The organism is Peribacillus suis (genome assembly GCF_059384845.1).
Window position 1 is genome coordinate 1,610,126 of the sequence record NZ_CM182019.1, and the last position, 26,999, is coordinate 1,637,124.

The following is a 26,999-nucleotide window of genomic DNA, read 5'->3' on the forward strand; positions in this document are numbered from 1 at the left end:
TTAACGTAAGCCTTTCATAAAGCCTTGAATCTTTGGTGATATTGCCAATAGGATAAATCCTAAAATCAATGAAGTGATTCCGATAGCCCCGAAATAGACCATTTCCGTGTCCGCAGAGTAAAATCTTACAATTTGAGCATTTAATGCTTGTGCTGCTGCATTGGCTAAGAACCATAAACTCATCATTTGTGCTGAGAACGCAGATGGAGCAAGTTTAGTCGTAGCTGACATACCAACAGGTGACAAGCATAGCTCTCCAATTACTACAAGGAAATAACTAAGTACAAGCCATAATGGGCTAACTAATGAACCGGCTCCTCCAAAATAAGAGGGAACCAAAATTACTAGGAATGATAAACCAGCAAAGAATAGGCCAATTGAAAACTTTTGAGGTATAGTTGGCTGACGTTTCCCTAATTTAACCCATAACCATGCGAATAAAGGAGCTAAAGTAATGATGAACAATGGGTTTAAAGATTGGAACCATGCTGGTGAAATGTGAAAACCTGCAAATTCTAACTGTGTCCGTTTATCAGCATAATTTGCTAAAATAGTTGAGCCTTGTTCTTGGATGGCCCAAAACATGACAGCTGCTATAAATAAAGGAATATAGGCTAGTAAACGTGAACGCTCAACAGCTGTTGTTTTCGGACTACGGTACATCACAATAAAATACATGGTAGGAATAAGAATTCCAAGAATACCAACAAGGCCGATAAAGCTATTAAGTGTTAAGAGACCATTTGAGATAGCGATTGCACAAATGATGGCAATAATTAAAATAGCTAGCCCAATCTTGGTGTAAACAGATTTCTTTTCATTCGGAGCCAAAGGATTGACAGGGGTTATTCCTGCAAGTCCCAGATTTTTTTTCTTTGTAGCCATGAAGACGATTAATCCAATAAACATACCAACGGCTGCAATACCGAATCCAAGGTGGAAATTGTACTTCATTCCAACTGTTCCGACAATAAGCGGAGCAATGAATGCACCCGTGTTTATTCCCATGTAGAATATGCTGAAACCAGAATCTCGACGGTTATCGTCTTCTGCATATAGCTCCCCAACAATACTGGATACATTTGGTTTTAAAAGACCTGTACCTATAACGATTAGTATCATGGAAACAAAGAACATGGAAATGCTGCCCGGTATGGCAAGTGCAATATGACCAAGCATAATCAATATACCGCCGTAAAAAACGGCTTTCGATGTTCCGAAAATCCTATCGGCTAACCAGCCACCAATAATTCCGGACATATATACTAACGATCCATAGATGGATACAATGGCTAGAGATGTTTTTTCATCAAGACCTAATCCACCTTTAGATACCTCATAATACATATAGTATACAAGAATGGCCTTCATACCATAATAGGAGAAGCGCTCCCAAAACTCCGTGAAGAAAAGAGTGAATAGTCCTTTAGGGTTTCCGAAAAAACCTTTTTGAGGAATGCTATCCAAAATTTTCTGTTTATTTATTGATGACATACATTCTCCTCCTTTTATTATAGTATAATAACTTTTCTTAGAGCAGTTGTAAAGAATATTTAGTGTATTTTAATAATAGTTCATAATAAGTGGTGTTTATATCCCGTTTTTGTGAAATACAGGACTATTGAAATGGCATAAATAGGTAATGAGGTATATATTAGAGCCCTTTAATCACGTTGGATTGAAAACGCACCGTTCATTTGATATATAATCCATTAAGTAAATGATTTGGGGTTTCGAATTGCAAGAACCTTCAATAAGTTATGAAAATCCAATTTTAAATGGTTGTGTAGAAAAAATGATGATGAATAAAGGTTGAAATATTAAAAAAGTATGGTAGGAAATAGTGTAAATAATTGAAAATAGGAATATTGTCATATCGACAAAAGAAGCCAAAATACTTATTCTAGTATAGAAAGCAATTTAATTGTTTTCTTTTTTACCATGTGGTGCCGCCAGATAATTGCAGTTATCTGGCGGCATTTATTATTATAACCAAATAATAATTTTCAACCATTCTTACTGGATGGTTTTCTTTGTGGTAGGGAGAACGGAAGATCAAACACTAAAGGCCACCCTTTTTAGGGCGGCCTTTTATAGTACCTATATAGGTAGAAGTATATAAGCAGCCGATAAGTTTATTGCCTGAGGAGCTTAAGTGATTTTCATTAGTCACAAGTCTGTTCTATTAATAAAAAAATTTCATAAATTTTAGAGAAAGGAGGTGGTTATTTTTGGAGCTAATTTGGATGTTAATTGTTGGTGGAATAATTGGATGGCTGGGAAGCCTGATTTTAGGAAGGGATATGCCGGGTGGAATTATTGGAAATATCATTGCTGGATTTGTTGGAGCATGGCTTGGTACTGCAATATTAGGGCCAATCGGACCTGAAACAGAAGGGTTTTACATTGTGCCTGCGTTACTGGGTGCCATAATTGTAGTGTTCATTGTATCCATTATCATGAGAAATACAAGATGGAGGTAGAAAGCAGAGGGTATACGATTGAATAAATTTTCCAGAATCACGTGTAGATGGTTTAGAGAAAGCTGATCTATATGTGTCCATTATTGCTTGAAAATGCTGTTCAACAATACTGGACAGTTTTTTTGCGTAAAAAAATAGAGGTTTCGATTAAAGGATCGATCAGTGTTTACTCAATCCGAATGATTATCAGAGTTTCTAAAGGATACGAAAGCTGTTTTAAGTGCGGCGTAATTACCGATACTGGCGTATCCGTAAAACCATCCCATAAAAATCCCGGTAGTCAAGTTATGCCGATGGCTTATGAATATAGAAATGATTAAACCAAGACATAACGCAATAGTGGGTACGTAACTTCGGGGGATAGGAAAGAGAAACTTTATAATTTGGGTCAAAATCATGATAGTTGGGATAGCCATTACAGCATCCCAAAAATTCGTATGTATCGTCGGAAAATCCATAGTAACACCACTTTCAAAAAGAAATGTCTATTGAACTTAATTTCACCGGATATAAAAGAATTATACCTTGTTATTTTGACTCGGTTTGTTATTCAATGCTCTCTAGTAAAATATTATAATATTGCTTCTGTCATATACATAGGATGTAATACATAGACTTAAAACAAATAAAAAAAGCGCAATTTGTGCGCTTTTAGTGAATTTGCCTATATAGCCCGATCACTCTTCCAAGAATGGTTACATCTCTTAGAATGATAGGTTCCATATTGGAGTTTTCCGGCTGAAGCCGTATGTAATCCGGTTCCTTAAAGAATCGTTTAACGGTGGCTTCATCATCTTCCGTCATGGCCACGACGATATCTCCGTTATTGGCATTGCTTTGTTGTTTTACAATGACATAATCTCCATCATGAATTCCTGCTTCAATCATACTTTCACCCATAATTTCAAGCATGAACACATGATCATCATGTGGAACCATACTTTCAGGAAGAGGGAAGTATTCCTCTATGTTCTCAATGGCAGTTATCGGCATACCTGCGGTTACTTTTCCGAGAAGTGGTACGTTAACTACGTTTGTTTTTGGAATGTTATTAGATTCTTCTATATTTAAAATCTCAATGGCCCTTGGTTTAGTCGGGTCGCGTCTGATTAAGCCTTTGCTTTCCAAACGAGATAAATGTCCATGTACAGTCGAACTTGATGCAAGTCCCACAGCTTCGCCAATCTCTCTAACGGAAGGTGGATAACCTTTTTGACGAACTTCATCTTTTATGAAATCAAGAATATCCTGCTGCCGTTTTGATAGTTTAGTCATATACGCACCTCTTCTCTATAATTCTTTGCTATATTATAGCATGGCTCTCCATGCTATACAAACATAAGTTCGAATTTGGTTGTTGACTGAAACAAACGTTCGTATTATAATTCAATTATCAACTAAAAACGAACGTACATTCGCTATGGAGGGATATTAATGAAGACATTTTGCAAAAATAATATCTATACGATTCTATTAGCAGGATTTGTATTTATCTTGTCTATTTTATTCTCTTTCACATTAGATAGTAATCAAAATAAGGATTTCCTTTCGATTGAAATTAACGAAGGTGATACTATATGGGAGATTTCAGAAGAATATGGTCAAACCGAATTGACAAAAAAAGAATTCATTGGTTGGATAGAAGAGTATAACGGTGTAAGGGCGGATACGATTAAGGCAGGTCAAATCATTGTCATACCAGTTGAAAGTGAAAAAGTAGTCCAAAGTTTGGCTAGTAAGCAGTAAAGGTAGGTTCATATGAAAGCAGTCATCTATTGTCGGGTAAGTACAGAAAAAGAAACACAGGAAACCTCGCTAGCTAGGCAGGAAGAGGAATTAGTAAAGTTAGCAGAACATAATGACATGGAAGTCGTTTCAATAATAAGAGAGCAGGCAAGTGGTTACGAACTGAACCGTGACGGGATATTTGACATGCTTGATCTTTTTAAGACAAAAGAAGCGGATGTTCTCCTGATTCAAGATGAAACTAGGTTGGGAAGAGGAAATGCTAAAATTGCCTTGTTTCATGTTGTACTTAAAGAAGGAGTGAAGATTTTCACACTTTCTCATGATGGTGAATTAGAGTTATCGGACTCTGATGCCATGGTTATCCAAATTGTTGGTATTGTAGAAGAATATCAACGCAAACTACATAACCTGAAAATTAAACGTGGTATGCTTAGGGCCGTTGAAAATGGCTACCGCCCCCAGAAAAACCTGAAGAACCAAAGAAACTCCACTGGCAGGGATCGTAAAGAAGTACCCATAGAAGAAATTGTGAAACTGCGTTCGAATGGATTAACTTTTGCCGAGATTGCGGCAACACTGAGAGGCTTTGGCTATGACGTGTCAAAAGCAACGGTACACCGCAGATTCTTGGAATACCAGCAAGGTACACCGGAGAATCAATCATAGAACTTGTAATTTCACTTTTTTTTTAATACCATGTCAATATCCGTATATATAAAGGAGAAAAATTATGCTATCAAAAGAAAAAATGGCCCGTATCAATGAACTTTCTAAAAAAGCTAAGGGAGAGGGCTTAACTGTAGAAGAGGCGAAAGAGCAAACTTCCTTACGAAGTGAGTATTTGGAGACATTTAGACGTTCAATGGCTGATACGTTAGAAAATGTTAAAGTTATCGATCCAGAAGGTAATGATGTCACGCCTCAAAAAATAAAAAATATTAAAGAAAAAAAAGGTTTACATTAACCAATAAGGACTGATGATGGCCCCATAATTAGGATTACTCATGAGGAATGTAAAGTGAAAAAAGAGAATGCATCGATGTATGTATTCTCTTTTTTGGTTTAACCTAACCTTGGTAAATCCTTAATTAGTAGAAAATTGAATTAGCTGTGCAAGAAATGGTTATTTTAGTTGTGATATTAAGTTAGTCAATATAATATAAAGAGGTACACTACAGGAAGGGATGTTTTACACATGTTAGATAAATTAGATGCACTTTCTATTAATACAATTCGTACATTATCGATCGATGCAATTGAAAAGGCTAATTCAGGTCATCCAGGCATGCCTATGGGTGCAGCTCCCATGGCATATAAGCTGTGGACTGATTATATGAATCATAACCCGAAAAATCCTGATTGGTTTAATAGAGACCGTTTTGTTTTATCGGCAGGACATGGTTCCATGCTATTATACAGTCTCCTGCATTTATCAGGTTACGGCTTGACAATGGATGACTTAAAGGGTTTCCGTCAATGGGGAAGTAAAACTCCTGGGCATCCTGAATACGGACATACTGCTGGAGTAGATGCCACTACTGGACCACTTGGCCAAGGGATTGCAATGGCTGTAGGTATGGCAATGGCAGAACGTCACTTGGCTGAAAGCTACAATCGTGATTCTTATAATGTGGTTGATCATTATACATATAGTATTTGTGGGGATGGAGACTTAATGGAAGGCGTTTCAGCTGAAGCAGCTTCTTTAGCAGGGCATCTTCAACTAGGAAGACTTGTCGTTTTATATGATTCAAACGATATTTCTCTTGATGGAGATCTTAGCCAATCATTCAGTGAAAGTGTAGCAGACCGTTTTAAATCATACGGCTGGCAGTATCTGAGAGTGGAAGACGGCAACGATTTACAACAAATCGCAAAAGCCATTGACGAAGCAAAGACTGATGAAGCTCGTCCAACTTTAATCGAAGTGAAGACAGTGATTGGTTATGGTTCTCCTAACCGCTCTGGTAAGTCTGCTGCTCACGGTGCTCCTCTAGGTGCTGATGAAATGAAGTTGACAAAAGAAGCTTACAAATGGACATTCGAAGAAGACTTTTATGTTCCGGATGAAGTATATGCACACTTTAATGAAGCTTGCGTAGAAGCTGGAAATAAAAAAGAACAAGAATGGAATGAATTATTTAATAAATATAAAGAAGCGTACCCTGAGCTCGCTGAACAGCTGGAGCTTTCTATAAAAGGTGAACTACCTGCAGACTGGGATCAAGAAATTCCAGTTTATGAAGAAGGCAAGACATTGGCTTCGCGTGCTTCCAGTGGAGAAGTATTGAATGCATTAGCGAAAAAACTACCTAGCCTTATTGGAGGTTCAGCTGATTTAGCAGGTTCAAATAATACATCCATCAAAGGTGCTACAGATCTATTGCCTGGAAATTATAGTGGACGTAATATTTGGTTTGGTGTACGTGAATTCGCTATGGGAGCAGCATTGAATGGGATGACGCTACATGGTGGCATCAAGGTTTACGGTGGAACATTCTTCGTATTCTCTGATTATCTACGTCCATCCATCCGAATGGCTGCCTTAATGGGACTTCCTGTAACATATGTATTCACTCACGACAGTATCGCTGTTGGTGAAGACGGACCGACACATGAGCCTATCGAACAATTAGCCTCATTACGTGCCATGCCTAATCTTGGTGTGATTCGTCCAGCTGATGGTAATGAAGTTGCAGCAGCTTGGAAGGTCGCTATTGAGTCTAAAGATAAACCAACGGCACTTGTGTTAACACGACAAGGGTTACCGACAATCAAAAACACATCAGAAACTGCTTATGAAGGTGTGTTAAAAGGTGCGTATGTTATATCAGACGCTAAAAAAGAAGTAGCGGATGCATTGCTACTGGCTACTGGTTCTGAAGTTCATCTAGCTGTCGAAGCACAGCAAGCATTGTCGGAGGAAGGAATTGAAGTTTCCGTTATCAGCATGCCATCGTGGGATCGTTTTGAAACTCAATCCAAGGATTACAAACAAAGTGTAATCAACCCGGCTGTCAAAAAACGTCTGGCTATCGAAATGGCTTCACCATTTGGCTGGGACCGTTATACAGGGGATGAAGGTGAAATTTTAGCCATTAATCATTTTGGCGCTTCAGCTCCAGGCGGTAAAATTATGAAAGAATTCGGCTTTACCGTTGAAAATGTAGTAGCTCGTGTGAAAGAGATGCTTGTTAAATAATTGAGTAAGACCTGACTGACACCTATTTATGAGGTGTCAGTTTTTCTTATATTTCAGGTAAATGAGGACTTATTTAAAAAAATCCCATTCGACAAAAAAAGATGAAAATTTCTCCAGCAAACAACATATCTTGTTGTTTTGTCAAGATATAATAAGAATAATTAATTATCGATTAAATGTGTCAAATGGGTAAAGGTTTATAAAGGGTCATGGCAAAAGACATTACGTTTTAATATCTATTCGTAAATTGAGATCCTAGGGAGGTATAGGCAAATGAGGACCTATCAGATTTTTTTGATTGAAGATGAATTCGCCCATCATTATTATGGTAGGGAAAAGCTTTTCTTCAATTTGTTTTTGGAGTATATTCAAGCAAAGGGTGGACTAAGGAGTATTTTGCAAAAACAAATCGAATATGTCACCAAGACAGTTCCCGTAATCCAATTGCAGGCTGTTATTGAACAGCGGTTAAAGAAAAAGATGAATTTTTGGTCGCAAAACGGTAAATACTATTTAGAAAAAACAAGTGGAACAAGCAAGGCGGCCTTAACTATTGAGGGTGAATCCATAATACTTAAATCTGAAGGTGACGTTGAAGCGGAGACTGCTTTCTTTGAATGTATTCGCAAATGCGAACCAGGTTTTCTAGCCATTGATTTTGAACATGAAAAGTATGGTTGGTTAAAACCGATTAAAGAAAGAAAATTTGTCTAAATGGGGGACTTTTCGCTAGCGGGTATTGTATAATAATATTTGGTCTAGTACACTGATGTTAGACAACATGAAGGAGGAAATAGTATGTGGGTTTACATTCTAGTTGGCGTACTAGCATTGATTTTGGGAATAGTGCTAGGATTTTTCATCGCTCGTAAATACATGATGGATTACTTAAAGAAAAATCCGCCAATTAACGAACAAATGTTGAAAATGATGATGATGCAAATGGGTATGAAACCGTCCCAAAAGAAAATTAATCAAATGATGAGTGCTATGAATAAACAACAAACCAAATAAACCTTGTTATAATCAGGTTTTTTGATGGATATCTGTACCAAAATGAAGTTCAAATGGACAGGATAAGTCACAGACTGAATCCTTCCTTGGATTTTTCTTTTTATTTGGTTAATCCTTCATATTTCTATTCTAATACCACCTATTCTGTTGAATGATTAACAGAGAGGTGGTATTTTTTATGGTTTTTGAAGATGTTTTAGAAGAATATTTGTATCACTGTTTGGCACGAGGGTACACACAGAAGACAATGATTAATAAGCGTCAGGAGTATAAGAATCTAAAAATATATCTTAAAGATAAAAGGGCAATCACTGAACTAGAAAGTATAACTACCTTCGACCTTCGTGCCTATTTTAGAATAAAGCAGCAGGCAGGCTTACAGCCACAAAGTATAGTTACGATGTATAAGATGATTGCAGCCTTCTTTAATTGGTGTGAGAAGGAAGGATATTTAACGGAAAATCCAATTAGCAAAGTAGTAACACCTAAAGTGCCAAAGAAGGTGTTGAATGGATTCACAGTAGAAGAAGTACAATGTATGATAGAAGCCTTTTCCTATAAGACGTATATAGAAGCTAGGAACAAGGCGATGATTGCCATGTTAGCTGATTGTGGGCTACGAGCAATGGAAATAAGAAGTTTAACAGTGGAGAATGTAAAAGAAAAGACTCTTTTAATCTATGGGAAGGGGAACAAAGAAAGAATTGTTTTCATAAGTCCTGCGCTAAAAAAGATTCTAATTAAATATGACCGAATGAGGAAGCAATATTTTAAGGACAAAGTCATTAAAGAGGACTGTTTCTTCCTGACATACCTTGGAACAGGGTTATCTCATGTATCATTGTATAATGTCATAAAGGAAGCTGGGAAGCGTGCAGGGGTAGAAGATAAGAGAGTATCACCACACACCTTCAGACACTTTTACAGCGTTCAGAGCCTTCTTAGTGGTAAATTAGACTTGCACTCACTAAGTTTACTTCTTGGTCATTCTGATATAACAACTACTCAAAGGTATTTATCATCAATGAACAATGAACAATTAATAGACAAGGCTACCTCGTCTAGTCCGTTAATGAATATGAAAGGTAGTTGAATTAGTTAAGATTTCTGATATATATGTTTTGGAGGAGTAGCTCACTGGAAAGAAAAGGTGATGTAATTAAGAAAATATTTCATCTTTTTTAGAAATGTGGTCCACTTACATCAAGCGTGTGATGGCATATAATTAGTTAAAAAGCTGTCCACTTTATTTTAAAAAGGGAAATCGTGTCATGGAAGTACGGAACAAAGTACCGAAAGTACGAATTACACATTACGCATAATAACACCTTAAAAAAAGCCTTCCTAATTTAAAAGGGAGGCTTTTTTTGTAGGGATAATGTAATTAGAGCTGTAATACAACCGCTAGCTATGCTATTGGGGGTATCACTAAACTCATGGTTTCGTCTTCGACTATTTTTACTTCTCCAAGTAAGATTTTAGTTAATTAGCGAAAAATGTTATTTTTATATAATAAATATTTACGGTAGTAAAATGTTAATCAAATAAATAATGCTTATAAATCAGTGTATTACTGTATCGTATAGTCAGAAAACTCTGAAATTTATCTTGAAATTTAATTTTAATATAGTAAAATGATGTTGAGAGATTTCTCTTTTTCTTCAAAACAACAAGGAGGATAGTGAAAGGAGAGGTTAATATGTTAAAAAATATTAACTCAGGAGATTCATGCTCATTATATAAAACTTGTAAAAAATGTGGTTTGAATAAGTGGTATAAATTATTCGAATCAAATGGAAGAAAACCAGGAAAAAGAAAATCTTACTGCTATTTATGTAAGCGTAAACCAAGAAATCTTTCCAATTATTCTTTTAATACTAAGAAGTTAAAAAGACAAGAAATAAATGTCCAGTTATTAATCCGAAAGGGTAAGAGAATTGATTCAATCATTTCTTACGAAGATGCAGTAAAAATGGTAGATGCAAAGATGGCAGGAATAGTAAATGGAGAATTAATCCATCAATTATACAGTGGAAAAGTTTTTAAACAAATGGTCCTTGAAAGAGACAGTTATACCTGTTTTTACTGTAAAGAATATGGACTTACAATAGACCATGTAATGCCTAAGTCAAAAGGAGGAATTACCTCTTTTGAAAATTGCGTATGTGCCTGTAAAAGATGTAATAGCCAAAAGGGAAGTCTTAAAGTTGAAGAATATAAATATTAATTTAGGAAGAAGCTAGGGGTGGGTTTAACGCCTACTATATTAAAATTATAGGAGATTGTTAAACAATTAGCTGTACAGGTGCTTTTCAATTAATAAGAATATCTCAAAGGAGGTAAAGTTCTTGGCGAAGAAAGAATATACACACTCAAAAGGATTTAATGTTACTTCATTAAAAGGTATTTCTGGGATTTACTTTTTTCTAAATCAATATAATGATATTACATATATTGGTAAGTGTGATGATGACTTTAAGAAAAGAATTAGTAGCCATTCATATGGGCATCATGGAAAGTTAAGCTCAGATATAGATTATATGAGTGTAATTATTGCAGACCCACTAATTTATCCACTGCATGTATTAGAACACTTATTAATCTGGTATTTCGACCCAATTGATAACAATGCTTTTTGGATATTTAATAGGTGCACCGATGAAGAATCTGTAAAGAAAGTAGCCAAAGAATATGGCATTCATATATCAGGGTCTTTAGAAGAGTTTATTCTTTCATTTGATAGTATTCTTATTGAAAGAGAGAAAGAGGAAGATTTGACATACAAAAGGTATGGGGAAGAAGAGTTATTGTCCTCGAAAAGAGTGTTGTGTAATGGAAATAAAAAATGTCTCTGTTTACCCTGCCTTGTAAAGCGCCAGAAGGGATATTACTAATGGTTAATGTATTCCATTTCCATTCCATCAGAATAATAAAAGGGAATTGGGTTTTCAAAAAAAGGTTTTTTAAGAATACATGTATTTTGTGTTAGGAGAAATAGGTGAGTTACTAGCACCTTAACTCACACCAACATGGTGTAAAATATCCTGACGATACGAGACGACTTTTAGTGCTTTTCATCCAATAAAAATAACTTAACAATATATATTTCTAAAGTGAATCTCGAAACGTGTATATCCTTTTTTTATGCCTCTACCCCCTATTCATATGAAAGTGAGTGAACTGGTGCAAGAGTTACTAAATTAAGAGTCAAAGAGAAGGAGGGAATTACAAGTCCTATCGATAATTGGTAAACAAATAAGATAGAATCTAAACGAAGGATACTCTGAGATGGCACATCACTTTCTCTGAATTATCCCATGCTACATACAAATGTATTAAATCTTTTGCAATACTCTGTTGAAAGTAATATAATATAAATTAATAAATGAATAGGCTATTTAACCATAAAGGGGACAGCCTACATTCAACCGCCTCATAAGGAGGTACACATATTCTGTAAATCTATGATGAATTCATAGGGATAGATATATTTTTATATCTATATTGGACAGGGTTAAGTGTGCTTACTAACGAGGTTAGTTGTGTGTAGATTGCTCCTTTTTTTGTTGTCTAAGGAGTCGCTCACACAAATAATACCAAGGGTGGGTTGAAAGTAAAAAATGCTACAGAAGCAAACAGCGGTAAAGCTGTTTTTAGCGGTGGAATGGCTAACTATTTGTTATAGAGAGGTTATAAGCCTATAGCAATTAACGAGAATAAGAGAATACAACAAGCGAGTGTATTCCTGTATGAGAAAACACCCGCTTTGTTTCATGATAGAGCGGTACAACCAAATGAAAAAGCAGGAACCTTTGCAAACTAAAATAGAAAGGGGCACATTGACGATGCAGGATTATATTCAAAAACAAAACGACAAGCTAGAGCAGTTTGTATTAGAAATTAACAATGCTAGACCAACAATGGAGCAGAATAGAGAAATTGCACAACTGCTATTCGACTTATATGTAACAGAGCAGAAGAAGAGGCTTATTCAATATAGGGACAAGGAAAGGCAAGCACAGTATAGGACAGAAGAAGCGGGAAAAGGTTATTTAAAGAATGCTCGTTATGTTATTACTACAGCCGAGTTAGTGAAGCATGTACAAGGTAAAGCGGTATATGGAATATTTGCAGGAAAAGAACTAAGCAAGTTCTTGTGCTTTGACATTGACTATGGCTCATGGGAAAAGAGCGAGAAGTGGGCGAGAAGAATCGTAAACAGCATGCTAAGACATGGCATTAAACGAGAACAAATACATGTCTCTTACAGTGGTAAAAAAGGCTTTCATATAGACATGTTCTTCGAGCAAGCTATGAGTATAAAGATAATGAAGGTTTTTTATGAGCATATAGTTAAGGATATTGAAGCAGACAAACACAAGATAGAGTTCAGACCAACAAATATGCAAGGTGTAAAGTTACCTTTGTGTGTTCATCAAGGAACATATACATTAACATATTTTGTACCAAACAATTCCTTTGACTTAGTAGGAGCAACTTTGGACGCTAAAAGTACTATTACGTACTTGCAGAAGGCAAAAGAGGACAGAATAAACGCTCACAACTTCATAGACATGTGCAAGAAGCTAACGCCAAAAGCTAATACTACTGCGGTTGAACATAAGCATATCGAGCAAAAAGAGAAGTTACTGACACATGCTAAAGCAAACGTTACTAACACGTTCCAGTCTGTTGAGGACAAGATAGAATATTGCAAACAGTTATTGCTCCGAAGGAAGCTAGCCTACAAAGGCACAAGACACAATGCAACTCTGCTCACAGGTCAATACCTTAAGGGATTGGGAAGGACTCAAGAGCAAACGACTGTAGAAGTCAAAGCATTCATAACGGAAGCTTATGCGAATGACAGAAGCAAGTTTGGTGAAGACACAACTCTTGAGTATGCACTGGGGGAAGCTGAAAGGCTTACAGGGATAATATATGAAAAAGACTACAGCTTAAGCAAAAAAGGTCGCAAAGAATGGGAATTATTTGAGAGCGAGTTGACATTTATTCTAGAGACAGTCAATAAGACCAGTGAGAAGCGAAAGTTCCCACTAATTCAATTGCTATTTGCCTTCCTGATGGAAAGTAAGAAGCATGCAAAGAAGAGCAATGGCTATGTGTTTTATACTGCATATAGTACATTGGCTAAGTATGGTTGCACAGTAGAAAGGCAAGCGTTAAAGAAACAAATAGACAAACTTGTGGAGTTAGGTGTACTGGAAATAGCAAAGGTGACAGAGCAAGTAGGGAAGCACAAGACACCATACTACTTCAAGGTCAACATTCCAAAGGCAGAAGGTGACAGTAATAGTTTAGTATTTACTGCTGAGAGTGTCGAAGAAGACAAAAAAATAGCCTCCGTAATAGTCGTTCTTTTCTCAGAAGAGAAAGCAAGAAAATTAGTGTCTAAGAAAGTATATTATAAGCGTTTAAAACCAATTTACAAGGCAATGTAAAGAAAACTTACTATATCTAAATCAGTAAATAATATTATGAGAGCAGGACGGTAGCGAGCATGTGGAAATAGCTTGCGTGTCTGCTCTGTTGGTGTTCATGGCACAACTTTCCCTAAGTCTGACATAATAACTTATTTATTCATAAAAGGGGGTATTGTGGAGTGTATACGGAACAGTACCCCCTGCCTTTAAAGCCTTTAATTATTCGAATAAGGCATACATACCATGCTACCGTGCATCATTCCGTACTCATTCTAATAGAGGAGGAGATGAAGACGCATAAAGCATAGGTATGGGAGGGGGAGTTTCCACATATTAAGGGAGCAATTTTTGGGGACTGGACATAGGTTGGTTCATCCACTCTCCACAGAATTATTGAGTGTTCGAGAAGCCTTTTACAGTTAATTTCGCAAGCAGCGGTTATTCGAAAAGTTTCCTAAACCTGACATAATAACTTATTTATTCATAAAAGGGGGTGTTAGGACTGAAAGGAGTAGCACAACCACATGCTCTTTGGGTGTTATGGTGGCAGGCTTGCAATACAAATACAGCAGCAATATATAGATATGTCGCAGAAGCTTTTCGGATGTATACAAGGGGACAAGCATAGACCACCTAGCAAGGGAAATGGTTAGAAAAGTACAGAAGAAATTAAAGGACTTAGGTTGAAAGTGGAATGTTAAAGAGTCGAAGTAATAGTTTGTGGGAGAGAACAAGCAGAAGCACTTAAAAATTGCAAGACTGAAGGTATTGCAACAGCTGAAGGATTGGAGTAGATAACATGTTGAGGAGGGGCTTTAAATTGAGAATTTTAATAAATTGGAGCGGATGTTTGAACAATTGGTCGGAATTCAAGTCATCGTAACACAATAACTAATAAAACCCGTCTTTTATATAGTCTGCTACAAGATTATCAGAATGTAATGCAAGGGGAATGTTTTTTTATAATATTAACCATCTTGCATTTGAGAACTGTAGATAGTAGGCACATACACACATAACAGCTTTTTTTATGAGAGTAGCGTCAAAAGGGTGCTGCTCTTTTATATATCTATATGGTATGATTTTCCTAATCATTAATTTTAAAGGAGCAGTCTATATGAAAATTGCATCAGTTGCTGCACAAAATTAAAAGCCAAATAGCCTATCATTACTATAGTGAGGTTACATACTATGAACTCTGTTGATATATAATTATATTATTTATGGAAGGAATGATAAAAAGTATCTAAAATTCACGATTTTTCGGTTCACTTTCCTGAGGTAGCTTTATTTAATGATAATATAAGTCTAAATAGGGCTTATGAAGAATTTAAAAGGCTGTTCTTTAAAGAAAATATTGAAGCTGAATATCAAATATGGGAGTTTAAAGTGGATTCTAAACAGTATCTTCTGTCTATTCGAGATAAGGAAGTAAACTTACACTCACATTCTCTTATAGAGAAAATGGAAGGTGAGGGTTCAACTAGAGAATTAACCTTAAAATATTTTCTCGCAAAATATGGAGATACTTTTGTTGGATATAGAAAAAAATAGCCGTTTACTCCTATTCGAGTTTTAGAAAAGGAAAATCTAAGGATAATCCGTTGGAGAAGAGATATCTCAGTGTTAAAGATTTACTTGATAAAACTGAATTACAAATAAATCAATTGAATGAAGCTAATTCACTAATTACGCAAAATCAACAAAGTAACATTGGATTAGACATTGGAGAAGGTTTTTCAACGGAAGAGTATATTGAACTAGAATCAATTGTAAAAGCTGAAACTGAAGACATTGAAATAACAGAAACTGAGAAAGAGCAAATTATTAAGTCTCGAATTGGTCAATCCACTTTTAAAAAGGCTCTTTTAGCAGTTGAAAAGAAATGCAGATTATGTGGTGTCACAGATGAACGTTTTCTAGTTGCTAGCCACATAAAACCATGGAGTGAATCTAATAATCATGAGCGGTTAGATGTTAATAATGGATTGTTACTTTGTCCAAATCATGATGCCTTATTTGATAAGGGATATATTAGTTTTGACAATGATGGAAGAATTTTAATTTCAGAAAGTTTGGATGAAGCAACTAAGGTTTTTCTAAATATCAATGAAACTATGAAGATTATTTTGAATGAGGACCAGCAGGAGTATATGAAATGGCATAAGGAGAATGTATATAAAACTTAACAATCACAGTTGAAATTTTTAACATTGGGAATAAAGAAATTAATTTAATGAAATAGGTGGTCTTATGGCAAGTGATAATGAAGTTCTATTACATTTCTTAAAATCATTGTTCTCAACACATCAAATGGATTCACTTATGAAGCACGATAGATTTAAAACTAAAGGGTGGAAGTCATTTGAAGTTATTAAAAAATATTTATTAGAAGATGATGACAAAGGCAAGCTATTTCTGTACACTCCAAAACAGTGTAACGACATGATTGTGAAAATAATTGCAAATCCTCATTTAAATTATATAGATACACTTATAGCTACAACAAACCCTAACAGCATAGAGAAATATAAAGATACTTTTGTGCTAGCATCGAGTGAAGTAGTATTCTGTGAGATTTTTAGTGGAGAAGCAAGGAATATAATCCAGAGTTTTTTTAAATCTAGAAAAAGTCTTATTGGAGTATGCCAGTTGAAAAACTGTAATGTAAGAGAGACGTTGGAGACAGCACACTTAGAAAAAGACAGGAAAGAGATATTTAAAGAGAGTGCGTTAGAATCTATAGTCGGAAAAGATGGGGATTTAATCAAATTTGATGTATATAAAACTATGAAAACATATTTGTTAGAGCATCGAGCTAAAAATAGCGTCCGTTTCCTTTGTAAAAAACATCATATAGAGTTAGATGCATTAAAGAAACGGAGTGACAAAAAAACATTAAAAATTTTTAAAAAGCTAATTATTAATGATATGGATGAAATAGAAAAAAAGAAATTACAATCCTCTATAGTACCAGCTTTTCCATTAGGATTAAGTTTTAAAGAACTAGATAGTAATTCAGTAATAATTAAGTGGAAAAAAGACCATACTCAGTTTAATTATAAACTAATGCAAGATGGAAAGGTGATTTATGATAGGGGATATCAAGAGGCTGGAATTAAGATTTTTGGTTTAAATTCTGGTCAAACCTATGAATTTTCCCTAGTTACTTATAATGAATTTGCGGAAAGTCCAGTATCTTACTTGAAAATCAGAACAAATAAATAGAAAGAATAATTTTCAAATAATCAACTAAATGATGGAAGAAGAGATTTCTTCGGCTCTTACTAGAACATTTACTTGACGAAACTAATATATATTTGTTTCTTTGTTAAGAATAGCCTGGGTATTGAGTATTTTATTCGAAATTGGAGTTGAGTAGCATGAGCAATAATAAAGACGAATATATAAAGATAAATATTAATTTTAATGAACTCAAAAGGGTAAAAACTTTTTCTGATGAAGATTGCTCTAATTTGGATTACTCAAGTTCATTTGTTTATCAACTAGCTCAAGAAATACAAAATAGTAATCCCTCTCCTTATCTTTTATCAGGTTATAGAGGTGCAGGTAAAACAACCTTAATTAAAAAAGTAGAGGAGGAACTAGTAAAGCTATCAAATAAAGAAAAAAAAACTAGCATTTTCGTATATCTAAGCATCCCTAAATATCAAGATATCTCTCTTATTCTTCGAAAAATAAGCAGAGCTTTGTACAAGTCACTTTTAGAATACGAAAATAAAAATAAAGGATTCCAATTTGAGGAAAATATTAAGTCTAAAGTAGAAATGTTATATATGAAAACATTCTATGAAGTAACTGATTCTCATAAATTAATAAATAAATTAGAAAAACAAGTTACAATTTCAAGTGACTTTAATTTACAAAAGTTCTTGAATTCTATTATTCCCCCAATTTTAGTATTCCTAGTTTCATTATCAAACATTAATATTCCTACATACTTAGATATCGTATTTAAATTAATTTCCTTAATTTGGTTAGCGTTAGCTATTAAAATTAATTATAAGCATTCGAATATTACGCAAAAAGAAAAAGAAGATGTTATTAAAAGATTATATGACAATGAAATTGCAGAAGTAGAATTAATTGAGGTATTGAAAGAAATAAATAATGAAATAAGTGTAGTCTTAGTACTTGATGAAATAGATAAAATTGAAAATGATGACGAGGTTAATACTCTAGTGAATGAGCTTAAGCCATTGATGTTATCAGAATATGTCTATACTTTATTGGTAACGGGTCAAAATTTATTTTATCAATATCATTTAGCAAGTAGTAAAGATAATGCTGTAATATCAAGCTTATTTTCAAAGGTCGTTCATGTACCCATTCTAGATGTAGATATATTCGTAATGCAAATTAGTAAAATTTTTGAAGGTGAAGAGACTGAAAATAAAGATTTAATAAATTACTATATTAAAAATAAGATTTTTGAAGCAAATAGAATTCCTAGAAGGTTGTTTAGTTTAATTCAACAGGATGTAAAATGGGAAGACAATAAAGCATATTTAAACATAAATACTAAACAGGCTTATTATTTAAAATGGAACTCTGAAGTTTTTGATATTATAAGTGATATTGAAGATGAACTAAAACACGAATATGAGTACACAGATGGAATAATAGATTTTCTACTTAATCAACTCTACAACTGGGTTAAAAAGATTATTTCATTCGGTACTTTTACAAAAGAAACTATTTTAATAAGTAGTATAGAAGAGAATCATCCATTAAAAGGATTTAAAGCCCTTGAAGACTATATAGATATATTGCTAAATAAACTACTCCAATCTAATAAAATTATAGAGGTTAAATCTAATTCAGAAGAAGTGATATATCAGATTAAGTACAATAGAGAATTGCTAGAAGGTATGAAAGGAAAAACCAACTCCTTTGAAAGTGAGCATAATTTAAATTACAGGGATAAAGTATACTCCCTAGAAGAAATGATAAATAAAATATATTCCAATATTCGGGATAAGGATAATGTAGATGAAAATATCAGTATTAAAGAAAAACTGACTAGTATAGCATTATTAAATAAAGAAGATTCAGCATTAAACCATAATAATATACAGTTACCAAAGTTTGTAGAAAATATATTAAGCTTATTAGAGGATAATTTTGATTTCAAGGCTGATTCAAAATATAAAAGTGGTCTTAATAGAGCGAATAGTTATAAGGGAATATTATTGGAAGAGTATGTTTTATATTTAGTTAAGAAATACCTGCCAAATGATTTTGATGTAACTAAAGGTAGTGAACATAGAATATCTAGCAATACCCGTATCTTTTTTCCAGATATTATTGCAGATGGCTTAGAAAGTACATTTTTATTCGAAATTCAATTAACAAAAAATAAGAAATTAGCTAGGTCAAGGCTTAGAGAAATGTTAAAAAATATCGATAATAGATTAGGACTAGCTTTAGCTAATGAAAATAATAAAATTTTGTGCATTCTATTATTTGTTGAGGAAGCTATTATTGATGAAGAGGAAGCATTGAAAGAACTTCTAGGGAGTTATTACAATCAAATTAAAAAATACGAAAATAGTTTAATGGTAAAATTAGTATCAGGTTATAGTTCTAAGCAAATCAGAAAGCATTTGGATGAATTAAGGGAGTTAAGTATGAAGGGGATTAAACAAAAAGAAAAGTTTAATTTAGAGTATTGAAATATTAATAACTGTTATTGGTTAGTGATACAAATGCTAGTCCCTTTTTGTCTAATACAAAGGAGACATATTAAAAGTATAGCTTTTCTCTATAATCGTTATCGTGTATTTATACGGTTACGATAATAAACATTTTACAAATACAGTAGTGACAAGAGTTTTCGTATGTTCGGATTGTTACTGTTATCGAAAAAAATAGAATTATGCTAGTTTAATTGAAACATGAAGCTAACCTAGTATAGGCTCTCCCTTATTGGATATTGGAGCGGGTGAAATGAACATGGTTTGAACCCAAAACATGGTTGCACAATAACTAATAAAACTGTGATTTCATTAAGAGCAACCATCCGTTATACTCCCCCGCTCTTTTAATACTAAGCTATTTGAAAAATGATAATAGTTCTAGCATTAGGATAAAGCTATGATTCCGGGTCTTGGCTTATCTTCTTGTATTTATCTATGGTTTGTAACTTAGTTTTAATATAACCCCTTTATTGTTTGCTACAATAAGTTATAGTGATTGTGAAGAAATGTAGTTCAAGTAACGGGCAGGTTAGTGCAAGAAATAACAATTAGCGATGATATAAAAAAAGACACTGAAGTGTCTTATGTAATTTTAAATCATGCTCACCGATAAACTGTAATTTTATGCTCTCTTAATCCTATATCCAACAACCATTATCTCATTGGCTCAGTGCATCTTGACAAGTGTCCTTTAAGTTAAGCGATATCTGAAAATATGTGATTAAATAATTCCAGTAGTTTTAAGGAATTTTATTTCCTTTTCATACGTATTACAAGTATATGGAATTTCGAATAAAGGTATATTTTGTAAATTGGCATAAACACGTTTTAATTCGTCATTCTTTACTTGTGACTCAAATTCCGAAACACCACCGAATTTAGCTACAGGCTTATAATGCTGTTCGCCTTGACACTCAATAAGACATTTAATGCTATTATCTGAATCGAGAACAGCAAAATCATAACGCAATAACTTCTTATGTCCTACACCATATAAATCTTGAAAGTCAACTTCAACTCTATATGCTACATTATGTTCTCTCAGTATTTTTATAGTTCGCCATTGAAATGATGAAATGTTATGACAGTTACAATAAGTATCACAATAATATCCTTCTTTCGCTCTACGTCCATAGGCATCAATTTTTATTTTAAAATCTGATGATTTAAATTGATATTCTTTACCACACAGGTAGCAACGACATTTATATAGTTTAAATACTTTACATATGCCAGCACCCTTTTTTCTTCTATCATATACAACATACCCTCCCTCATAATTTTCATTAATACATTCTAATATCTCTAATGATTCATGTGTGGTATTGGAATAATCAATATCATAACTTTCATCCTTTACCCTGGGATATGAAGCTAATCTCTTTTTCTTACGCTCTTGCTTTAACGCACAATTTGTATCTTCTCTCTCGCCAAATCCTTCACAATCTCTCCATTTCTTTCTTAATAAATTAGTCTCATTAACATAAACTACTTTTCCACATTTACACTGACATTTGTAGTTCTTAGAAGACTTATAACTTCGTATCAGTCTGTCAAAAGCATCTACAGATTCAAAATTATGCCACGTGCTTTTTTCCCCATTTATAAATTTTTGCTTTTCTTGTTCAAAACATATAATTTTTTCTTTAGCAACTTCTTCTTGGTATGCTTCAAAACCAGCTATTACAGTAAAACATCCATGTTTCTTTCCAATAGGCAATACGCTGTCCATGTATTTCAAGTCTCCCCCGTTTATACTATAGACACTAACGGTGTATCGAATACTTATGTATTTTCTAATTTGTCTGTATACTATCATAAAATTATTTTATCCATTGGTAAAGGCATATGAATCACAATATAGATTAAAAAAATTAAGAAACATTAGCAACCATTACATATGTAAGGGGCAGGATAGTGAAAGCATACAAATTCGATATTTTTATATGACTCTAGAAAGAATTTTTCTACTTATTTTGCCGATAAAACGTATATAATATTGATATATTACTCTTGAGGAGGCTCGCAGAAACTAATAGTTTTTCATTATTCAAGAAAGCTTTTTCTTACAACAAACACTTTGCCTGCTTCTGTATTATCACCTAAGTTTGGTGTTGATTTTCCATAAATTAATACTATAACAATATAAATTAATGTAATTAATCCTATTAACAGCATATTAAATCCTTTAAAAGGTTCGAAAATGTTGAATAAGCTACTAATAGAACGGCAACCCAAAAATATCCAAACGATACATAAAAATAAACTTAATATTTGATTTATCTTTGAAACAGAAAAAGGATATTCATCGAATATATGTATCATTTTGGGATGTTCCATATTAATAGCTGTTTTATATAAAGGACCGATTACCGTATCTTCGAGCATATCTACATGTCTTTCCCAATTATTTTGCCAAAACTTACTTCCCCTGTTTACTAAGTACCAACTAAAAGTAAAAATAAATCCTAGACAATTAACCAAAAAAATAGCCTCTTCAGGAATATTTTTCGCAGTTAAAAGAGCAAAATAGCCTGCAAAGGCTACACCTATAAAAGTCCAAAAATAAGTTGCTCGTTTCCAGTATAAATCTATCTCAAATTTACGTATATCTAACGCATATTCTAAAGCTTTTTTTCTATCTACTTTGAAGGTCCTATCGTATGCAGATGTATCTTTTATTAATTTTCTATATGATTTAGCCATATCTTCACCCGCCCATATTTTTTCTGCTAATAAGCAGTAAAGTGTTTTTAGTTTTTAAAGTAATATTAAGAGAGAAATTTTTCTTATCGAGTTTGTTTTTGTTTTCTGACAAAAAAATTTGCATCCAACGTATATTATGGAATTCTTCTGTCATTAGTAGGGGGTGTAAAATGATATCGGTTTTGAAAAGAAAATGATAGGTATGATTTTTGCCTTTTTGAGAAATTTTAAACTAATTTAAAGGATTTTAAAAAAACTTAGAATTAGGATGCAGTATCCTTCTTTTATTTTATTGAACTTATGCTCTACAATAGAGTAAGTATAAAACAGGGTTAATATGTCTTGATTGTATTTGTAGCAATTTTAAATAGAAAAGATGTATTTCTAGAGTTAAAAAGGGTGGGTCATAATGCTAATAAATAAAAGTAAGTTTTATTAATAGGGAAGAAAATTTAATAAATACCATAACAATCAACAATTATAAGGTATAGTTCTTTTTTTTGTCCAAAAATATATATTTTTTAGGTGAATTGGTAGATAATTGATGTAAATTAGCTAATAATGTTAAAATCATGTACCATAATAATTATATATCAATTTTACTAAATTTTTTATATTAGTGCGGAGGGTAATTATGCTCAAAACACCTTTTGGGACATATAACGGGGACAGTTGGGAAGAACATTGCCAAACTTTATTAAAAATGAAATATGAGAATGAAGGTTATCAAGAGATGACGGCTCATACACATGGTGATTTAGGAATTGAAGGATTCACGAGAACTGGAATCATTTTTCAATGCTATTGCCCTGATGATGAATATGATTCTTCTAAACTTTATAATCATCAACGGGATAAAGTGTCGGCGGATTTACAAAAACTAAAAAAATATCATAAACAGTTACTGAAGTTCTTTCAAGGCGTCAAAGTTAAAAAATGGATTTTTTTGACTCCCAAAATAACTAATAAAGAGCTCGTTGCACATTGCCATAAAAAAGCAATCGAATTTAGGAATGATGATACTCTAAATGATTTATTAGCTGGTTCTTTTGACGTACTGGTCCATGATGAACTTTTTTATGGTAAAGAAATTATTAAGGCAAAGCAAATTCTTAATGAAAAGATAAGTATTGACGTGCCTGTTCCTGACCAGGAGGAAGTTATCAACTGGAAAAAGTGTCAAACATCATCAATTGGAATTTTAGACAAAAAAATTGGGAAATTGTTTGAACATCTAGAAGAACATGATAAAAGAAAAAAAACCAATATATTTATCGATTATCAGGTTCGTAACTATATTAAAGGACAAGAAATTCTCACTCATATGCAGCAAACATATAGTTCAGCATATGAAAAACAGGTGAAAATCAAAAGCTCCATTGCAACTCATTTAGAGGCTGAAGTATTACTTACAGATTTGACTCCTAAAGAGTTGTTGAAAGAGACTCTAGAAAAATACAAGAATGCCTTAGTTGGAGAAAAGTTTCATGATATTTTTGAATTCTCGGTATATAACGACTTATGTCATGAAGCAATAGCAAGTTGGCTAATTGACTGTCCATTAGACTTTGGAGGGTGAATTAAAATGGATTTACCATTAGATGAGATAAAAGAAATTAGATTTAGTAAAAAAAGAATACCTATTTCACCTGAGCTTCGCCCTATTTATAGGATTTCGCTAATCATGTTAATTCTTTACTTATCCTCGACTCAACAAAAAGCTTCTCTATTAAAGTTACAATTATTCAATTGGGCTCTAAAGAATGAAAGTCGTTATGATAGGTTACTTCAATTAAAAAAAACCAAGGATTTTCCCATAGTCCGCTTTGACCCATTTTTAAATAGAGCCTTGAACTACGGTGTGGCAATGGGATTTCTTTCATTCAATAATAATACAGGGAAATTCTCTTTAACTGAAAAGGGAATAAAGTTTGTGCTTAAAATTACCAGTGAAGATATATTTGAGGAAGAAAAGAAATTTCTAGGAAGTATAAAAAAAAGCCTGTCCGATAATTATATTTTGACATTATTCAAAGAGAGGTACCCTTCATGAATCGAATAAATATAAATCGTTTGAAAATTACCATCGATACAGAAGATGGCGTGTTTGGAACTGAAATCCCTTTCTTAGATGGATTTAATATATTAAGAGCCAGAAATACAAGGGGAAAAAGCTCGACACTAAATGCAATCTTATACTCATTAGGGATTGAAGAATTGCTCGGTGGGAAAAATTCCAAAACTATGAAACCGGCACTTAAAGATAAGTTGATATATAAGGAAAAAGAAGTAGCTATCTTGGAGTCAAAAGTGCAACTTGAAATTTCCAACCAACAGGGAGAAATTATTACCCTAACTAGATGGATAAAGTCGTCTGGTATTGATGAAAAATTAATCAGGGTTCATTTTGGACCTGCAATAACAAAAGTCGAAGAATTAATTTCTAAAGATTTTTACGTACATATGAAGGGTTCAGCAGTTGAGGAAGCAGGATTCCATACTTTCTTAGCATCGTTTTTAGGATGGAGTTTACCTGAAGTATCAACGTTTGAAGGTGGAGACAGGTTATTATACATACAGACCCTCTTTCCCTTATTTTTTGTTGAACAAAACAAGGGGTGGGGTAGTTTTTATGTACCTATATCAGGAAGCTATGGGATAAGGGATTTATCAAAACGTGCTTTTGAATTTATGTTAAATATGGATATAACTAAAAACGCAAAGGAACGAGAAGAATTAATGGTTTTAAAAGCGCTATATGTAAATAGATGGTTAGGATTAAAGAATTCTTTACAAGAAATAGCAGAAACAATAAATGGTGAGGTTACTTCACTCCCAGATAAACCAATCCTATTAGAAGTAATATCTCTAAATGTGTATGATAAGAACCGAAGACTCATATCTATTGTAGATAGAATTTTTGAATTAGAGAGCTCAATAAAAGAAAGAGAAAATTACAGCGTGAAAAGAATATCTGATGTAGCTGGAAAATATGAAAAAAAGGTTAAAGAACAAGAACTTCTTGTGCTGACTTTACAGTCAGAAATAAATTCTATTAGGCAAGATTTACATTTGGAAAAAAATAATATGCAAACCATGAGCGAAAATTTAAAACACTTGGAACTTGATTTAAAAAGAAATCAAGAAGCAGAAAAACTCTATAAATTGGGGGCGGAAATTGACTCGACTTTATCACATGGAATTTGTCCAACTTGCCACCAACATGTTGAAGATACGCTCATGCCTCCAGAATCAAGTATTGAGCCTCTGGATTTATCTGAAAACATAACGTTTATTAAAGAACAAATTAATACCTTGATATTCGGTGTTAAACAATCAAAAATTGTAATACAATCAAAAGAAACCAAGTTAGATACGGTTACAGAATTTCTTAATAATGCCAGAAGAGAACTAAGGCAATATAAAGCTGAATTAATTGAGAATCCTAAGTTACCTACACACGGAAATTTAGAAAAACTGGTAGAATTAAAGGTGCTTTTGAGCAAATTACAAGAAGCAGGTAACTCGTTCGAAAAAATAGAAAAAAATTTTGAACAATTTAAAAATGAATGGAGGATGTATTTATCTCGATTAGAAAACTTACCAAAACATTACTTTTCAGAATTAGATAAGAAAAAATTATATTATTTTGAAAAAGAATTTTTGAAATTATTAAGAGATTTTAGTTTTTCTAGTATCAATACTGAGGAAATTTCTATTTCACATGATAAATATACTCCGATTGTTAGTGGTTTTGATATTAAATTTGATTCTTCAGCAAGTGACAATATCCGTTTAATATGGTCATATGTAATTGCTATGTACAAAACAAGTTTAAAGTTTGAAGGAAATCATCCAGGATTGATGGTTTTTGATGAGCCCGGACAACAACAAATGTCAGTTAAGAGTCAGAAACAACTTTTTCAGGTTATATCAGGAACAAAGGGACAATCGATTGTGGGTACTTCCCTTGAGCCAGATGAAATAAAAGAAATGACAAAGAGTTTGAATGTAAATATAATAGATTTAGGAGAAGACTATATTATAAAGCCAATATCTTAGAAAGTTTTTGAATGCCTAAATGCAGAGACACCATTTTATACTTCCTCCTATACAGAGGTGGGATAGAATGGTGTTTTTTTATTTAACTGTGAAATGATATTTTTAGAAGATATGATTCCGATAGAATCAAGTGTTTAAAGATTATGAAGCACTATGCTCTAATGTGGGAGTTGCTATTGAAGTACTTTAGATGCAAAAACAGTATCAAACCAAATACATCAACAGTTGAAGCTGTAGCACCTACTACAGTTAAAATTGATGATGTTGAATTGGAAGTCACCAACGAATCAAAGAAGGTTAACCCATTAGGCGTGTTCCAAGGCATCCGCTTATTAACTGAAGTTTATAGCAGGAAGTAATCGTTACTCAAAAAGAGTAGCTGTAAAATCACTCTGAGGGGGGCTCTCTTAATAGGGCTCTCCTTTTTTGTGTGTTTAGTGATTGACTGAATATAGCGCTATACACACCGTTACACATACTAATAAAACCTGTCTTTTATATTGTCAGTTACAACATTACCAGGATGTTAATGCAAGGGATTATTTTTGAATAATCTCGCTCATATATGATATACAGACAAACGTTATAAAGTTTTTAATGTGAGAAGCATTTAATGTTG

General features: G+C 33.4%; 23 protein-coding genes. 18 read left to right on the top strand and 5 right to left on the bottom strand.

Annotated features, from left to right (window positions below):
* Entirely contained in the window at positions 1–1,494 is a 1,494-nt protein-coding gene (locus AC503W_RS07945) for a peptide MFS transporter (protein ID WP_427686338.1), read from the bottom strand.
* A 752-nt stretch (positions 1,495–2,246) separates the two neighbouring features.
* Between AC503W_RS07945 and AC503W_RS07950 the strand changes: the two genes are divergently transcribed.
* Positions 2,247–2,483 (top strand): GlsB/YeaQ/YmgE family stress response membrane protein, encoded by a 237-nt coding sequence (locus AC503W_RS07950; RefSeq protein WP_402875429.1) that lies wholly within the window; start codon positions 2,247–2,249, stop codon positions 2,481–2,483.
* A 170-nt stretch (positions 2,484–2,653) separates the two neighbouring features.
* Here the strand turns inward: AC503W_RS07950 and AC503W_RS07955 are convergent, their stop codons facing one another.
* Together AC503W_RS07955 and lexA are read right to left on the bottom strand one after the other, a co-directional pair.
* Positions 2,654–2,941, bottom strand: coding sequence for a hypothetical protein (locus AC503W_RS07955; RefSeq protein WP_402956409.1), 288 nt, complete (start codon positions 2,939–2,941; stop codon positions 2,654–2,656).
* Positions 2,942–3,134: 193 nt separating this feature from the next.
* On the bottom strand, positions 3,135–3,758 hold the full coding sequence (lexA, locus tag AC503W_RS07960) for a transcriptional repressor LexA (RefSeq protein WP_402875352.1): 624 nt from the start codon (positions 3,756–3,758) through the stop codon (positions 3,135–3,137).
* A 159-nt stretch (positions 3,759–3,917) separates the two neighbouring features.
* Between lexA and yneA the strand changes: the two genes are divergently transcribed.
* The 13 genes from yneA (at position 3,918) to AC503W_RS08025 (ending at position 19,588) form a co-directional block, all read left to right on the top strand.
* Positions 3,918–4,229 (top strand): cell division suppressor protein YneA, encoded by a 312-nt coding sequence (yneA, locus tag AC503W_RS07965; RefSeq protein ID WP_402875354.1) that lies wholly within the window; start codon positions 3,918–3,920, stop codon positions 4,227–4,229.
* A 12-nt stretch (positions 4,230–4,241) separates the two neighbouring features.
* Complete coding sequence (locus tag AC503W_RS07970; RefSeq protein WP_427686336.1) at positions 4,242–4,898, top strand: YneB family resolvase-like protein; 657 nt, start codon at positions 4,242–4,244, stop codon at positions 4,896–4,898.
* 64 nt (positions 4,899–4,962) lie between these two features.
* The gene (locus tag AC503W_RS07975) at positions 4,963–5,196 is read left to right on the top strand and encodes a DUF896 domain-containing protein (RefSeq protein ID WP_402875358.1); all 234 of its coding nucleotides are present in this window, start codon (positions 4,963–4,965) and stop codon (positions 5,194–5,196) included.
* Positions 5,197–5,427: 231 nt separating this feature from the next.
* Positions 5,428–7,434, top strand: a complete 2,007-nt coding sequence (gene tkt / locus AC503W_RS07980) for a transketolase (protein WP_427686334.1) — start codon at positions 5,428–5,430, stop codon at positions 7,432–7,434.
* Between the two features lie 273 nt (positions 7,435–7,707).
* The gene (sirA, locus tag AC503W_RS07985) at positions 7,708–8,148 is read left to right on the top strand and encodes a sporulation inhibitor of replication protein SirA (protein WP_402956413.1); all 441 of its coding nucleotides are present in this window, start codon (positions 7,708–7,710) and stop codon (positions 8,146–8,148) included.
* Positions 8,149–8,232: 84 nt separating this feature from the next.
* Entirely contained in the window at positions 8,233–8,448 is a 216-nt protein-coding gene (locus AC503W_RS07990) for a YneF family protein (protein ID WP_402875361.1), read from the top strand.
* Between the two features lie 178 nt (positions 8,449–8,626).
* On the top strand, positions 8,627–9,541 hold the full coding sequence (locus AC503W_RS07995; RefSeq protein ID WP_494916676.1) for a tyrosine-type recombinase/integrase: 915 nt from the start codon (positions 8,627–8,629) through the stop codon (positions 9,539–9,541).
* 606 nt (positions 9,542–10,147) lie between these two features.
* Positions 10,148–10,675, top strand: coding sequence for an HNH endonuclease (locus AC503W_RS08000; protein WP_494916678.1), 528 nt, complete (start codon positions 10,148–10,150; stop codon positions 10,673–10,675).
* Positions 10,676–10,796: 121 nt separating this feature from the next.
* Positions 10,797–11,342, top strand: a complete 546-nt coding sequence (locus AC503W_RS08005) for a GIY-YIG nuclease family protein (RefSeq protein ID WP_494916680.1) — start codon at positions 10,797–10,799, stop codon at positions 11,340–11,342.
* A 951-nt stretch (positions 11,343–12,293) separates the two neighbouring features.
* Complete coding sequence (locus AC503W_RS08010; protein ID WP_494916682.1) at positions 12,294–13,910, top strand: TOTE conflict system archaeo-eukaryotic primase domain-containing protein; 1,617 nt, start codon at positions 12,294–12,296, stop codon at positions 13,908–13,910.
* A gap of 1,586 nt (positions 13,911–15,496) precedes the next feature.
* Positions 15,497–16,081 (top strand): HNH endonuclease, encoded by a 585-nt coding sequence (locus AC503W_RS08015; RefSeq protein WP_494916684.1) that lies wholly within the window; start codon positions 15,497–15,499, stop codon positions 16,079–16,081.
* Between the two features lie 64 nt (positions 16,082–16,145).
* Entirely contained in the window at positions 16,146–17,120 is a 975-nt protein-coding gene (locus AC503W_RS08020; RefSeq protein WP_494916686.1) for a fibronectin type III domain-containing protein, read from the top strand.
* Between the two features lie 155 nt (positions 17,121–17,275).
* A complete protein-coding gene (locus AC503W_RS08025; protein ID WP_494916688.1) occupies positions 17,276–19,588 on the top strand; it encodes a hypothetical protein in 2,313 nt (770 codons plus the stop codon).
* Positions 19,589–20,333: 745 nt separating this feature from the next.
* On the opposite strand, the gene AC503W_RS08030 is transcribed toward AC503W_RS08025, so the two are convergent.
* Complete coding sequence (locus AC503W_RS08030) at positions 20,334–21,344, bottom strand: hypothetical protein (RefSeq protein WP_494916690.1); 1,011 nt, start codon at positions 21,342–21,344, stop codon at positions 20,334–20,336.
* 314 nt (positions 21,345–21,658) lie between these two features.
* Positions 21,659–22,318, bottom strand: coding sequence for a RipA family octameric membrane protein (locus tag AC503W_RS08035; protein ID WP_494916692.1), 660 nt, complete (start codon positions 22,316–22,318; stop codon positions 21,659–21,661).
* Between the two features lie 634 nt (positions 22,319–22,952).
* On the opposite strand from AC503W_RS08035, the gene AC503W_RS08040 reads away from it, so the two are divergent.
* The 4 genes from AC503W_RS08040 to AC503W_RS08055 all read left to right on the top strand — a co-directional run bounded on the left by AC503W_RS08040 (position 22,953) and on the right by AC503W_RS08055 (position 26,739).
* Positions 22,953–23,897 carry a hypothetical protein gene (locus AC503W_RS08040; RefSeq protein ID WP_494916694.1) on the top strand — a complete coding sequence of 315 codons (945 nt, stop codon included), beginning with the start codon at positions 22,953–22,955 and terminating at the stop codon, positions 23,895–23,897.
* A gap of 6 nt (positions 23,898–23,903) precedes the next feature.
* On the top strand, positions 23,904–24,371 hold the full coding sequence (locus tag AC503W_RS08045) for a hypothetical protein (protein ID WP_494916696.1): 468 nt from the start codon (positions 23,904–23,906) through the stop codon (positions 24,369–24,371).
* Entirely contained in the window at positions 24,368–26,380 is a 2,013-nt protein-coding gene (locus tag AC503W_RS08050) for a coiled-coil domain-containing protein (protein WP_494916698.1), read from the top strand. The genes AC503W_RS08045 and AC503W_RS08050 overlap by 4 nt, the downstream gene beginning before the upstream one ends.
* A 176-nt stretch (positions 26,381–26,556) precedes the next feature.
* Positions 26,557–26,739 carry a hypothetical protein gene (locus AC503W_RS08055; RefSeq protein ID WP_494916700.1) on the top strand — a complete coding sequence of 61 codons (183 nt, stop codon included), beginning with the start codon at positions 26,557–26,559 and terminating at the stop codon, positions 26,737–26,739.
* Positions 26,740–26,999 lie beyond the last annotated feature (260 nt).

Bases quoted from the DNA above. Each gene is read 5' to 3' on its own strand.
- yneA (WP_402875354.1), top strand. From the start codon at position 3,918: ATGAAGACATTTTGCAAAAATAATATCTATACGATTCTATTAGCAGGA.
- sirA (WP_402956413.1), top strand. From the start codon at position 7,708: ATGAGGACCTATCAGATTTTTTTGATTGAAGATGAATTCGCCCATCAT.
- AC503W_RS07995 (WP_494916676.1), top strand. From the start codon at position 8,627: ATGGTTTTTGAAGATGTTTTAGAAGAATATTTGTATCACTGTTTGGCA.
- AC503W_RS08050 (WP_494916698.1), top strand. From the start codon at position 24,368: ATGAATCGAATAAATATAAATCGTTTGAAAATTACCATCGATACAGAA.
- AC503W_RS08035 (WP_494916692.1), bottom strand. From the start codon at position 22,318: ATGGCTAAATCATATAGAAAATTAATAAAAGATACATCTGCATACGAT.
- lexA (WP_402875352.1), bottom strand. From the start codon at position 3,758: ATGACTAAACTATCAAAACGGCAGCAGGATATTCTTGATTTCATAAAA.
- AC503W_RS07975 (WP_402875358.1), top strand. From the start codon at position 4,963: ATGCTATCAAAAGAAAAAATGGCCCGTATCAATGAACTTTCTAAAAAA.
- tkt (WP_427686334.1), top strand. From the start codon at position 5,428: ATGTTAGATAAATTAGATGCACTTTCTATTAATACAATTCGTACATTA.
- AC503W_RS08020 (WP_494916686.1), top strand. From the start codon at position 16,146: ATGGCAAGTGATAATGAAGTTCTATTACATTTCTTAAAATCATTGTTC.
- AC503W_RS08030 (WP_494916690.1), bottom strand. From the start codon at position 21,344: ATGGACAGCGTATTGCCTATTGGAAAGAAACATGGATGTTTTACTGTA.
- AC503W_RS07950 (WP_402875429.1), top strand. From the start codon at position 2,247: ATGTTAATTGTTGGTGGAATAATTGGATGGCTGGGAAGCCTGATTTTA.
- AC503W_RS08025 (WP_494916688.1), top strand. From the start codon at position 17,276: ATGAGCAATAATAAAGACGAATATATAAAGATAAATATTAATTTTAAT.
- AC503W_RS08045 (WP_494916696.1), top strand. From the start codon at position 23,904: ATGGATTTACCATTAGATGAGATAAAAGAAATTAGATTTAGTAAAAAA.
- AC503W_RS07990 (WP_402875361.1), top strand. From the start codon at position 8,233: ATGTGGGTTTACATTCTAGTTGGCGTACTAGCATTGATTTTGGGAATA.
- AC503W_RS08010 (WP_494916682.1), top strand. From the start codon at position 12,294: ATGCAGGATTATATTCAAAAACAAAACGACAAGCTAGAGCAGTTTGTA.
- AC503W_RS07955 (WP_402956409.1), bottom strand. From the start codon at position 2,941: ATGGATTTTCCGACGATACATACGAATTTTTGGGATGCTGTAATGGCT.
- AC503W_RS07970 (WP_427686336.1), top strand. From the start codon at position 4,242: ATGAAAGCAGTCATCTATTGTCGGGTAAGTACAGAAAAAGAAACACAG.
- AC503W_RS08000 (WP_494916678.1), top strand. From the start codon at position 10,148: ATGTTAAAAAATATTAACTCAGGAGATTCATGCTCATTATATAAAACT.
- AC503W_RS08040 (WP_494916694.1), top strand. From the start codon at position 22,953: ATGCTCAAAACACCTTTTGGGACATATAACGGGGACAGTTGGGAAGAA.
- AC503W_RS07945 (WP_427686338.1), bottom strand. From the start codon at position 1,494: ATGTCATCAATAAATAAACAGAAAATTTTGGATAGCATTCCTCAAAAA.